The following is a 12,848-nucleotide window of genomic DNA, read 5'->3' as shown; positions in this document are numbered from 1 at the left end:
TTTGTTAAAAACAAGTGAAAATTAGGTGTCATGCACACAATTTTTTTCGATTTATTGTTAGGATATCTAACGAAAAGGAGGATGATATTGATAAAATGGATTACTATAAATAATAAATCAACTTATTCTAGTTTTAAATAGCAGATTGATAAATAGTTATGAATAAGGAGAAGTGTGATGGAATTATTTGAATTAATTAGTTATAAAAGTATTAAATGGTTAACAAAAAAACCAACTCCAAACATTGAAGTATCACACGTTGATTATCTAAGTAAAGATGTAGCGATGACTGATTTTCAATCGCATCAGTTATTATTAGTAGATAATAAGGCACTTTTTGAGAAGGCAATTGGCAAAGAAAATTTTGATGAAAAAATTAAAAATATAGATCAAGTAGTGATTGGATTGACAGATAATTTAGCTAAAAAATCTTATGAATTACTAGAAAGTAATAATATCAGTGTCTTTCAGTTCAAAGAGCCAGTTGATTTAAATAACGTCATCATAAAGCTGACTAAAATGTTGCAGTTTGAAGAAGAACAGGCAGTCAGCATAGTGTTAAAAGATACCAGAGAATTAGCTAAATCTGTGGCTTCAAATGCGAGCCAAAAACAAATAATAGGTGTTGCAGGGCAGGTAACAGCACACAGTATTATTTTATTAAATAGCCATTTTGAAGTTATAGCATCAACGCCAGAAATAGCTAATAGTACCCAGAGCATTACCCAAGATTTAAGGAATAACAGCCAAATAGATTACACAATATTAAGTAATAGTGTTCAGTGTAAGTATGAAGAACACATTATCAATATTTATCCACTTATTGTGCCAGAAAATAATGAAAAATACTTTTTAGGAATTTTTGATTTTGATGAAAATAAAAAATATCAGGATGTAATATTACAACAAATACTGACAATGGTGAGTGTGGTTAATTCCAAAGTGAATCTTAAAATAGTCAATGCACTTGAACAAAAAAATAAAATTTACAGCAGTATTATTAAAGAAGAATTAACCTCGGAGCAAATATCCAATCAATTGCAGTCACTAAATATTAGTCAAACGGATACCTATCAGCTAGGTTTGTTTGAAATACCTATAACGAACTTACGTACCAAATCAAAAATTTTAAAACAAGCGTATGAATTAATTAAATGGTTTACTGAGGAATATCATGCCTCCTCGGTATTGATAAAACATGAACACAGAATTTTAATCGTTTTACCGAGCACTCAAAATATCAGCCATCTCTTAATTGCATTAAAAAATTTTTTAGATCAAAATCTATTGCAATATGAGGTTTTTTATTTTGGTTATAGTAAAACACCGGTAGTTTTTAGCAATTTAAATAAGGTGTATCGAGAGGCTTTAGAGGCAGCGAGATTAGGAATTACAAAAAATCAACGGGTTATTCAGTATCGACCAAAACATGATAAAGAAGTTTTGAAGTTAATACCTGAGTGGGAAATACAATCATATCTCAACGAGGTATTTTCAAATATAAAAACACAAAATGATGTTGATGACTTGATTTTAACGCTCAATGTTTATTTTACACATGGTCAATCTATCGCTAAGGTTTCTGAAACGATGTTTATTCATCGTAATACGGTTATTTTTAGATTAAAAAAAATTGAGTCATTATTGAAAATTAATTTAAAAGATGCTGCAGATGTTGAAAAATTATTTTTGGGAACCATGTTATGGAATCTGACATCAAATAAGTCATGACATAAAGCATTTAAAAGTTGGTTCTTTCGTAACAATTATTAGATATTATTGTCATTATTAAGCTCAAAGTTTTAAAAATGACACAATGATTAGATAAATTATAGCTGTTTTAACTAATGTAATTATATTTAATTAAATATAGAATAAAACAAATATTAACATAATATCTAATGCTAATTGATCCCCACGGAAGGAAGAATAGAAATGGCACATCATAATAAACAAAATACAGACCTATTATATAAAGGCAACAAAATTGATCAAACAAAAGTTAGTGAACCAGAGGTTATGCCATTATATTTATCTACTGCACATAATGTATCAGATTTAGATGATTTACATGACACTTATGATCGACAAGGATATGCTTACATTAGATCACATAATGCAAACCGTGATGGGGCAGCAGAATTGGTTTCTTATCTAGAAAAGGCAGAGCAAAGCCTGATTACAAACTCTGGAATGGCGGCAATATCAACAACGTTGTTGGCGCTGTTACACAATGGGGATCATGTCATTGCTGATAAAACATTATATGGTGAATCAATCGACTTGTTAAATGAGTTATCGCAATTCAACATAACTGTTGATTTTGTTGATATCACAGATAGCCATGCTGTTGAATCTGCCGTAAAGGAAAATACGAAAATTATTTACACGGAGACTGTGGGAAATCCGATGATGACAGTAGCCAATATTGGCGAATTATCTAAATTAGCCCATAGTCACAAGAGTTATCTTATTGTAGATAATACATTTATGACCGCTGTTTTATTTCAATCAATTACCGCTGGTGCAGATATTGTTATTAATAGTTTAACTAAATTTGCTAATGGACATGGTGATGTTAGTCTTGGTGCTATCAGTGGTAGTTCAGAACTAATACAACAAATATATCAATGGCAAGTTTTGTTAGGTACAACTGGTGCACCATTCGATTCTTGGTTGGCAACACGTGGGATGAGAACTTTAGATTTGCGTGTTAAGAAGCAGTCGAGTAACGCCTTGGCTTTAGCAGAATTTTTGGTAGAACAACCTCAGATTAAAAAAGTTTATTATTCTGGTTTGGTTGGTCATCCACAGCATGAATTGGCTTCGAATCAATTTTCAAATTACTACGGCGGTATGTTGAGTTTTGAATTAAATGGTGATTATGATAGCATCAACCAATTGTTAGGACAATTAAAATTAACGAAGTATGCTATGACACTCGGTGGCATTCGAACAACAATTTCTCATCCAGTTTCTTCCTCACATTTTGATACGCCTGAAGAAGAACGCAGTAAAATTGGCATTACGAATCAATTACTACGTGTTAGTGCTGGGATTGAGGATGAAGCAGATTTGATTTATGATTTCCAGCAAGCTTTGGCACAAATTGACTAGTTACTTAATGTTTGAAGGAGAAAAATAAGATGGTTGCACCGAAAAAAAAGCAGAGTAAACAAAAAATAGTATGGTCGGTTGTTGGTATTATTATTGTGGCAGTGTTCGTGATAGGTATCGTGAATGTGTCAAACAACAAAAAAGTATCTTCAGAAAAGGATAAAACAAAAAAATTGTCAATACTAACATATGCTAACTGGAACCCATTTGAATTTGTTAATAATGGTAAAGTAGTTGGTTTTGATTTAGATTTATTAAAAGCGCTCTCCAAAGAAGCAGGATACGATTATACTGTTAAAAATACGGGTTGGGATGCCATGTTTACGCAATTGCATTCGGGATCAGTTGACGCAGCTATTTCTGGTATTACAATTACATCTGATCGACAGAAGTCGTATGATTTTTCAAATCCATACTTTGTTTCACGTCAAGCAATTGTTACCAAAAAAGATAATACTAGCATTAAGACTGCCCTAGATTTGAAAGGAAAAAAGATAGCTGTACAAACTGGTTCTACTGGTCAGGCAGCGGCAGAATCTATTCTTGGTAAGCATAATAGTAATATTAGCGCTGATAATGGTGGTACCACCAATTTACAAGTCGTACATGGTCAAGCGACAGCGGCTATCGGGGATGAAACCACAGTTACAAAATATGTTGCTAGTAATCCGTCGTATAATTTAAAAATTATTTACGATGACAAAAACTTTAAACCGGAATATTTTGGTATGATGTTCCCAAAAAATTCACCATATCGTTCAGATTATGATAACGCATTGAAAAAGATAATTGATAATGGTGAATACACAAAAATTTATCTTAAGTGGTTTGATAATAAGCCAGCACTGAATTTAATTAAAGCACGACAAGGGGGCAGTAAATGAGTTTTAGTTATGAAATGATCCTTGACTATGCACCATATTTCATGCGAGGTCTCTTATACACGTTGGGCTTTTCTATTAGTGGGATTATTTTTGGCACTATTTTGGGCTTAGTAATCGCATTAGGACGAATGTCGAATATACCTTTCATTTCTGTTATTTTCAAGCTCTATATTAGTCTATTTAGAGGCACGCCACTTTTTGTTCAAATATTGATTATTAATTTTGGTGTCGTTCCAGTTATTGTTGGACATTCAAATCCCTATATAGCGGGTACATTGGCATTATCGTTGAATGCTGCCGCGTATATAGCTGAAACATTTCGATCAGGTATTCAGTCAATAGATAACGGTCAAACTGAGGCAGCAAGAACTTTGAACTTAAGTTCGTTTGATACGATGCGATTTATTATTATGCCCCAAGCGATTAAAGTTGTCATTCCACCTTTGGGAAACGAATTTATTAGTTTGATTAAGGATTCATCGCTGATTTCAGCAATTTCAGCACCAGAAATTACGTATTGGGCGCAAGCAATGAATGCACAGTACTATATTGTGTGGACACCTTACTTAACAGTAGCAGTACTATATTTAATTTTGACATTGACTGCAAGTCGTTTAATGGGGATCTTGGAAAGGCGGATGGCAAAAAGTGATTAAAGTTGAACATATATCAAAAAAATTTGATCAAATTGAAGTGCTTAAAGATATTAACTTAGATGTTAATGATAATGAGGTTGTGGTCATTATTGGACCATCTGGTTCTGGAAAATCAACATTGCTGAGGTTAATAAATCATTTAGAAGTTGCAACAGACGGCTATATCTGGATTGATGGTGATGACATTACAGACGAAAATAATGATATCCAATCAATACAGGCAAAAATGGGTATGGTTTTTCAACACTTTAATTTATTTCCGAACCTAACTGTTTTGGAAAATATTACACTTGCACCAAAACGTGTCAAAAAGTTAACCTCGGAAGAAGCCGAAAAACAAGCTCATGAGCTTTTGGCATTGGTTGGCTTACAAGACAAAGCGGATGTTTATCCAAAATCGTTATCTGGTGGTCAACAACAGCGTGTTGGTATTGCGAGGTCACTAGCAATGCAACCTAAGTATTTATTGTTTGATGAACCAACATCAGCGCTCGATCCTGAGACGGTTGATGATGTTCTAGATGTGATGCATAATTTAGCAAAACAAGGAATAACTATGATTGTGGTTACACACGAAATGGGATTTGCACGTGAAGTGGCTAGCAAGGTAGTTTTTATGGCAGATGGCGTTGTCGTGGAAGAGGGTACACCTGAAGTTATATTCAATACACCAAGCAATAAGCGAACTAAAGAGTTTTTAAGTAGAGTATTATAACAACCTTAATGGAGAACGATCATGTCAATTAAGCGTGTACATATTGTCGGAGCCTTGCAGGATGATGCGATTGAAGAATTTAAAAAGTTAGGCTATCATGTGTCACGTAGCGACAATTTAGATGAAAAAAATTTACTGCAGTTAGCATATGATGCGCAAGTCATTGTCCTGACGGATATGCCATTTAAGGATAGTTGGTTTTCACAATTACCTCACCTTAAAATGATTACAAGGCGCGGTGTCGGTTATGACAACATATCGATTGATGTTGCCACACAACATGGTGTGTGGGTCACCAATACACCAGGGGCTAATGCTGTCTCTGTTGCAGAAATGACAATTATTTTATTACTGAATACTATACGTCATATTAAAAATACTATACTTAGCGGAAAATCTCAGGTACTTGGACATAATCTGCAAGGTAAAACTGTGGGTATTGTCGGATATGGTCGTATAGCAAAGCATGTTGAATCAATTTTAAGCGGATTTGGTGTCAATATCTTAGTATACAATCACCGTGAAATCATACCCAAATATGCTAAATTTGTAGATTTTCAAACACTAATTACACAATCAGATATTATTACATTACATATTCCAGCAACGCAAGATACTGAAAAAATGTTTAATCACAATACATTTTTAAATATGAAAAATAATGCTATTTTAATTAATACAGCACGTGGGGCACTTATTGATGAATATGATTTAGTTGTGGCAATTCAAAAACATCAAATATTAGGTGCTGGATTAGATACAATTCAAAATGAATCACTGAATAGTGATCGTTTAGCCAAGCAGAATGAAATATTTGTCACACCACATATTGGTGCAAACACTGTTGAGGCAGAACATTTAACAGCCAACGCTGTTGTGGGAAATGTCATTGATTTTTTTAAGGAACAACAACCGAGAAACGCGGTTAATCACATCAATTAATGTATTAAGGAGGGTAAATCACAATGACAAAATTAATTAGCAAGACTGTTGAGAACACATCATTATCGGGTATTAGGTTAGTTGCTAACTTCATTAAAAAGCCAATTGAAGATGTTATTGAATTAACTGTTGGTGAGATTGACTTGCCTACACCAGAAGCAACAAAAAAAGCCGGTATTAGTGCTATTGAGCAAGATAAAACAAAATATACTGATAATCGAGGTATGTTACCATTACGAAAGGTCATATCTCAGTATATGAAAGGTTTCTATGATACGCAATATAATCCTGATAACGAAATAATAGTCACCGTCGGTGCCAGTCAAGGTATTGATTTGACAATTCGAGGGCTTGTAAACGCGGGGGACGAGGTCATTATAGTTTCGCCAGGTTATACAGCTTATATGCAAGCTATTACTCTGGCAGGTGCTAAGCCTATCGTTGTGGATACACGTGAGAGTAACTTTAGATTACAACCGGAACAACTGAATGCAGCAATAACGGACAAAACAAAACTTGTCATACTAAATTACCCCAATAACCCTAGTGGTGTCGTACTAAATACCGCAGAATTAACTGCTCTAAGTCATGTAATTAAGCAACATGATCTCTATGTTCTGACCGATGATGTGTATAATCGATTAGTTTATGATCAAGATTACGCACCGTCAATTGCCAGCGTACCAGGTATGAAAGAACGTACGATTGTGTTAAATGGGTTATCGAAGTCGCATAGTATGACGGGCTGGCGAATTGGTTATTTATTAGGACCCGAAAAATTAATTGAAGAAATATTCAAAATTCATCAAGCAAATGTTGGTTGTGTATCAAGTATTGCGCAAGAAGCTGCTATGGTTGCATTAACATCCGACAAAGACAATCCCAAGCATTTAGTAACAATTTTTAGAGAGCGGCGTGATTACATCATGGCACGTTTAGATGAAATGGGTCTTGATTATATTAAACCAGAAGGTGCGTTTTATGTCTTTGTTAATATCGAAAAGTTCAAGTTGTCTTCCTTAAATTTCGTAAAATATTTAATTGAGTCGGTTGATTTAGCAGTTGTTCATGGATCGGCATTTACAGACTTTGGAGAAGGGTACATTCGTATATCATATGCAATGGACATACCAACTTTACAAGAAGCAATGAATCGATTACAAGCTGCTATTGAAATTTTAAACAACAGAGTGGATTAATTTACCATCGTGTTACTACTAAGAGAGACTTTGACATGAATAGCGAATATCAACGCGCAAAAAACTTTAAGATTGCATGGTTAGGTACATTTATGGCGGGCATGGCATTTAGTGAAGCCATGCCTTTTTTGGCCTTATATATCATGCAATTAGGACATTACACAGATACTCAGGTGAGTTTTTATGCAGGGATATCGTATGCTGCTTCCTATCTTATTGTTATACTTGTTTCACCGATTTGGGGATGGTTGGCAGATAAATTTGGCAGGAAACCAATGCTAATACGTACAGCCTTTGGCATGGGAATTGTAATTATACTAATTAGTACCGCAACTCATCTGTGGCAAATTATTGTATTACGATTAATTCAAGGCTTTTTTGATGGCTATACGCCAAGCGCAATAGCATTAATTGCATCCGAAACTTCTGTGGATAAGAGGGCAAGTGTGATCAGTAAATTATCAACTGGATATATCATCGGTGGGTTGTTAGGTCCAGTAGTCGGTGGTATTTTAGCAACAGTGTTTAGCATCCGTATGACTTTTACAATGACTGGTATTATTTTGCTACTTGTAGGTGGGCTGAGTTATTTCGGCATTCAGGAAAAGTTCCAGAAACAAGAAAAAATAACAATAAAAAAGGACAAGAAGTTATCAATTGTGACAGGACAACTATTGATTTTGTTAATGACAGTGATGACAATTCAACTTGTAGAAAGTTTAATAACCCCATACATTGGTTTAATGGTAAAAAAAATGATTGTATCAACCCATGACGTTATGATGGGGGCAGGAATTATATCGGCTTTACCTGGTGTTGCAACTGCAATTTTTGCTGTTTTTATTGGAAAATTAGGTGACAAGTTTGGTTCACGCAAAGTATTGATGGTGGCTGAAGGTTCGGCGATTATTATTTATTTCGTTTTGGGGATGGTTCACAGTTTGATCATATTTGCAGTGTTGCGATTTTTAACTGGTATTAGCAATGCAGCCTTAACACCGTCGGTACAGGCATTACTCTCTAAAACTAGTGACCGTATTAGCACAGTGTTTAGTATAAGTTTATCAGCACAGTCTTTTGGTAGTCTTTTAGGTTCAATACTAGGCGCTTTTCTCACACAGTATATTAGTTTTACAACGCTTTTTTTATTAGCTAGTGTCTTCTTTTTAGTTAATTTTATTATTTTAAGAAAATTCAAATTTGCAATAAAATCATAATGAAGTTTCAAAAGATGATTCCTACTGGGAACCATCTTTTTTGTAGTTTCTCACTGAGACTGTATAATTGAAAATAATGGAGAAAATATAAAATGAATAAAATTCTAAAAGACCAATTTTTGATTGATCAGTTATCTGATAACCAACAACAAACAATCACTCAAATGAATGATTATATTGGCGATAGTTTAATTAAAAACCAGCATGCAGTCGCTATTGTTCAAGGAGCTGCTGGTACTGGAAAATCAGTTATACTAATGCATTTAGTGACTAAATATATGACAGATAAACGTTATAAAACAGCGCTAGTGGTTAATCATCCTGAACTATTTAAAGCGTATCAAGATCTTGCTGACGATATTCCAGGATTAAATGCGAAAAATATTTTGAGACCAACAGCACTGATTAACCGTGCACAAAAAAATAATTGGCAATACGACATTATTTTTGTAGATGAGGCACATTTACTGTATTCAAAGTCGGAGCCATACGCACACTATCGTGGTAAAAATCAGCTCACAGACTTAATGGCATTAGCAAAAATTGTTGTGGTAGTTTATGACTTTGCACAGGTTTTTCAATCAAAAATGTACTGGTCAAAAGAATTACTGTTCCAAACGATTGGTAATCATCCGTACAAGCAATTCGATATGGATTTTCAATATCGTATGGTTGCTAGTCATGACCAAGTAAAGTGGCTAGATGACTTAACGGCGCAAAAACAACTTGTACCATTTCCACGGAATAGTGACTTTGAATTTGAAGTTTTTTCTACGGCGGGTAGTTTGTACGAAAAAATTAAAGCAAAAAATCAAGATGTTGGGTTAAGTCGTGTTGTGGCAACATCTGGATTTCCACGCATTGATGGGCGCCATAACGTTGAGATGGATACTTTTTCTTTACCATGGGATGAGTGGGATCCACAACGTACACATTGGGCCAAACGTGAATCATCTATTACACAAGTTGGGACAATTTATACCTTGCAAGGATTTGATTTGAATTATGTTGGGATGATTATTGGACCGTCATTTGGTTATGATGAAAAAACTGACAGCATGACAATTATACCTAAAAAGTACTCACATAAAGAAATCTTTAAGAAACGTCACGACATGAATTTAACAGATGAACAATATCAAGATTTTATTGCTAATGTCTTAAATGTACTAATTAAGCGTGGTAAATTTGGGTTATATTTGACAGCTTATGATGATGCGTTAAGAGCACGTTTAGTTAATTTATATCAAAATAATAAATAATCGACTGTGTCGCAAAAACTAGTATTTGGATTGATTAGAGTCGTTGCGATTTTCCAATCGACTACAACAAAAAAGACGATCATATCGATCGTCAAGAATTATTGCCCCTGCTGGATTCGAACCAGCGCGTAGTGGCACCAGAAGCCACCGCCTTACCGCTTGGCCAAGGGGCAATTACTCTAACTATTTTACAGAGTTTTGGTGACTTTTGCAAGAGTAAATATTGGCTTTGTTAAATATTTATTTTTTGTATATACTAGATAAAAAAGCAGGGGGAAATGGTATGGCATATGCAACTTACGAAAACACGGTAAACAAATTGAAGCAACATCATATTGAATTGCATGACATTGCTCTTATTGGTTATAATAGCGAAAAAAATTACGTAGCCGAACTGACCGTTGAACAGGTCGAAGCGGCAGTTATCAGCATTTTACACAAGCGGGTTGTGCAACATCAAATATGGGTTGCTTTGGAGTTAGATCGATTAGCAGAAGCACATTTACTTGAATCACCACTTCAAGATTTGGTGGAAAATGATGATACACTTTTTGGTGTGGATGAGACATTAGGGACAGCCATTGCTATGTCATTTGATACCATAGGTGTTACGAATTATGGTTACATTGATAAAATAAAAGTTGGTTTGGTTGGTGAACTAGACAGAAAAGGTAAGACGACACCTGCTGTGACAACATTTGCAGATGATATCGTTGGTGCCTTAGCAGCGGCAGCAGCATCAAAGGTTGCCCACAAATATGCGCGTGGTTTGAGTAAGACGGATGAAAATTTAGGTGAATTATAGCTTTTTTGATGATGAAGTCAGATAAAAATTTGCATAATCGGTCTATACCAATTATAATAAGGTTAAGAATAAATAGGAGGAAAGGCAAGCATTAGTTTAAAAATTAATGCTTACTATCAACTATACTCATGGCTAAATTATTACAGCATATCGACCTTTACACTGGCTCAAAACATATGGCAGATGCTTACATGCGTTTTACTAACATCATCAACGAGGTTGGTTATATGGTCGACTTTCAACCACGCGATGATGACGAACTTGTTGTAGAAGCAACAGGTAAACTTGTTGTTCCGGGATTTATTGATGTTCACAAACACGGTGGTTATGGATTAGATACCATGGATGGTGACCCTGAAGGTCTTAATACCATGGTGAACAAAATGGTCACAGAAGGCATCACATCGTTATTTCCAACTACAATCACACAATCTCCGGAAAATATTGAAAAAGCCTTAGTAACAATCAATGAAGTTGCTAAAAGTAATCCAGTTATTCAGGGTATTCATTTAGAAGGGCCATTCATTAATAAAGTGTTTATGGGTGCGCAACCTGAAGAATATATTATTAATCCAAACACTGAGTTACTCAAGAAGTGGTATGCGTTATCTGGTGAACGTATTAGACTGGTAACGTATGCACCAGAAAACGGTGGAATACCTGATTTTGAAGCGTTTATGTTAGCGCATCATATTGTACCATCTATTGGTCATTCAAATGCAACACGTGCACAATTGATATACTCACGGGCCACACATATAACACATTTATATAATGCTCAGAGGCCCTTGCATCATCGTGAACCGGGTGTGACAGGTCATGGCATGTTAGAAGATGCAATTACCGGTGAATTGATTGCTGATGGCTTTCATATCGTGCCGGACATGTTAGAAATTGCCTTTCGTTTGAAAGGCTCTCATCGTCTAGAATTAGTCACAGATTCCATGCGGGCTGAAGGATTGGGTGAAGGCACATCTGAACTTGGTGGTCAAAAAGTGATTGTACATGATAAGCAGGCAAGACTTGAAAATGGTCATTTGGCAGGTTCTGTGTTAGCATATGATGATGCTTTTCGCAACATTCAACAATTTACGTCGGCTAATATCAATGATGCAGTCCAGATGAGTTCAGTTAATCAAGCACGTGAATTTGGATTAACTCAAAAAGGAGACTTGTCAGCTGGTAAGGATGCCGATTTTAATATTTTTAATAAGGAAAATATGCAATTACAGGCAACGTATTCAATCGGTCGTCGTTTTGCACGGGAAAATTTATGACAAAACCAGTTATACCAAGATATATTCAAATTCATAATCAAATTAAGGCGCGAATCGAAGCAGGTGAATGGGAATCTCAGAAGCGCTTGCCTGCAGAGCGTGAACTTTCTGAACATTTTAATGTGTCACGTATGACGTTGAGACAAGCTATTCAAACGCTAGTAGATGAAGGTTTATTAGAAAGAAAAGTTGGTTCCGGTACTTATGTTGCTGAAAAAAAAGTTTCAGAGCGTGCACTTGGTATGACAAGTTTTACGGAATTGATGGCCGATACAGGCCGTGTTGCAAAAACAAAAACTATTCGTTATAAAATAACCTCTCCTTCTGCATCTGAAATTATGCATTTGCAATTAGCCGAAGGTGAAGAAGTTTTGGTTATGGAAAGATTGCGAATGGGAGATGAGGAGCCAATTTTGCTTGAACGGACAACACTACCGTTGAAGTTAATTCGTGCATTTACGCGTCACGATTTAACAGAATCATTATATGTAACATTAGAAAAAGCGGGGATTAAACCGGGTCGTGCCGAGCAGACAATCTCAGCAAGTTTGGCAAATGAGCGGTTGTCAGAATTACTAGAGATTAAACGTGGCGATGCTATTTTGAGTGTGCGGCAAGTATCATTTGACCAGAAGGATCAACCGTTTGAGTACGTACGATCTTATTATGTCGGTGAACGGTTTGAATTTACGCTGGCTCGATAGAAAGCGCGTGAAACGATTACAAAAAGTAATGATAGATAGTTTAAAATTAGTAACAAAAAATCACATTCAA

The 12,848-nt window shown here is 35.2% G+C and carries 12 protein-coding genes and 1 tRNA gene; 12 read left to right on the top strand and 1 reads right to left on the bottom strand.

Features of this window, described 5'->3' with window-relative positions:
- Positions 1-177 precede the first annotated feature (177 nt).
- The 9 genes from K5Q13_RS06395 to K5Q13_RS06355 all read left to right on the top strand — a co-directional run bounded on the left by K5Q13_RS06395 (position 178) and on the right by K5Q13_RS06355 (position 9,992).
- Positions 178-1,731, top strand: coding sequence for a PucR family transcriptional regulator (locus K5Q13_RS06395; RefSeq protein WP_220740885.1), 1,554 nt, complete (start codon positions 178-180; stop codon positions 1,729-1,731).
- Positions 1,732-1,935: 204 nt separating this feature from the next.
- Positions 1,936-3,117, top strand: coding sequence for a trans-sulfuration enzyme family protein (locus K5Q13_RS06390; protein ID WP_220740884.1), 1,182 nt, complete (start codon positions 1,936-1,938; stop codon positions 3,115-3,117).
- A gap of 29 nt (positions 3,118-3,146) precedes the next feature.
- Positions 3,147-4,001, top strand: coding sequence for a basic amino acid ABC transporter substrate-binding protein (locus tag K5Q13_RS06385; protein WP_220740883.1), 855 nt, complete (start codon positions 3,147-3,149; stop codon positions 3,999-4,001).
- Positions 3,998-4,657 carry an amino acid ABC transporter permease gene (locus K5Q13_RS06380; RefSeq protein ID WP_220740882.1) on the top strand — a complete coding sequence of 220 codons (660 nt, stop codon included), beginning with the start codon at positions 3,998-4,000 and terminating at the stop codon, positions 4,655-4,657. The genes K5Q13_RS06385 and K5Q13_RS06380 overlap by 4 nt, the downstream gene beginning before the upstream one ends.
- Positions 4,650-5,372, top strand: coding sequence for an amino acid ABC transporter ATP-binding protein (locus K5Q13_RS06375; protein WP_220740881.1), 723 nt, complete (start codon positions 4,650-4,652; stop codon positions 5,370-5,372). Before K5Q13_RS06380 ends, K5Q13_RS06375 begins: the two co-directional genes overlap by 8 nt.
- A 21-nt stretch (positions 5,373-5,393) precedes the next feature.
- The gene (locus K5Q13_RS06370; protein WP_220740880.1) at positions 5,394-6,314 is read left to right on the top strand and encodes an NAD(P)-dependent oxidoreductase; all 921 of its coding nucleotides are present in this window, start codon (positions 5,394-5,396) and stop codon (positions 6,312-6,314) included.
- A gap of 23 nt (positions 6,315-6,337) precedes the next feature.
- Positions 6,338-7,513, top strand: a complete 1,176-nt coding sequence (locus tag K5Q13_RS06365) for a pyridoxal phosphate-dependent aminotransferase (RefSeq protein WP_220740879.1) — start codon at positions 6,338-6,340, stop codon at positions 7,511-7,513.
- A 35-nt stretch (positions 7,514-7,548) separates the two neighbouring features.
- Entirely contained in the window at positions 7,549-8,730 is a 1,182-nt protein-coding gene (locus tag K5Q13_RS06360) for an MFS transporter (protein ID WP_220740878.1), read from the top strand.
- A gap of 92 nt (positions 8,731-8,822) precedes the next feature.
- Positions 8,823-9,992, top strand: a complete 1,170-nt coding sequence (locus K5Q13_RS06355; RefSeq protein ID WP_220740877.1) for a DUF2075 domain-containing protein — start codon at positions 8,823-8,825, stop codon at positions 9,990-9,992.
- A 101-nt stretch (positions 9,993-10,093) separates the two neighbouring features.
- Here K5Q13_RS06355 and K5Q13_RS06350 read toward each other — a convergent pair.
- Positions 10,094-10,165, bottom strand: a tRNA-Gln gene (locus tag K5Q13_RS06350).
- A gap of 110 nt (positions 10,166-10,275) precedes the next feature.
- Here K5Q13_RS06350 and K5Q13_RS06345 point away from each other — a divergent pair.
- The 3 genes from K5Q13_RS06345 to K5Q13_RS06335 all read left to right on the top strand — a co-directional run bounded on the left by K5Q13_RS06345 (position 10,276) and on the right by K5Q13_RS06335 (position 12,778).
- The gene (locus tag K5Q13_RS06345; protein ID WP_220740876.1) at positions 10,276-10,797 is read left to right on the top strand and encodes a phosphatidylglycerophosphatase A family protein; all 522 of its coding nucleotides are present in this window, start codon (positions 10,276-10,278) and stop codon (positions 10,795-10,797) included.
- A 128-nt stretch (positions 10,798-10,925) separates the two neighbouring features.
- Entirely contained in the window at positions 10,926-12,074 is a 1,149-nt protein-coding gene (nagA, locus tag K5Q13_RS06340) for an N-acetylglucosamine-6-phosphate deacetylase (RefSeq protein WP_220740875.1), read from the top strand.
- Positions 12,071-12,778, top strand: a complete 708-nt coding sequence (locus tag K5Q13_RS06335) for a GntR family transcriptional regulator (RefSeq protein WP_220740874.1) — start codon at positions 12,071-12,073, stop codon at positions 12,776-12,778. Before nagA ends, K5Q13_RS06335 begins: the two co-directional genes overlap by 4 nt.
- Positions 12,779-12,848 lie beyond the last annotated feature (70 nt).

This window comes from Leuconostoc miyukkimchii (assembly GCF_019656055.1).
Taxonomy (GTDB): Bacteria; Bacillota; Bacilli; order Lactobacillales; family Lactobacillaceae; genus Leuconostoc; species Leuconostoc miyukkimchii.
Note: the sequence above shows the minus strand (reverse complement) of the source record. Positions and strands in the feature narration are given on the sequence as shown.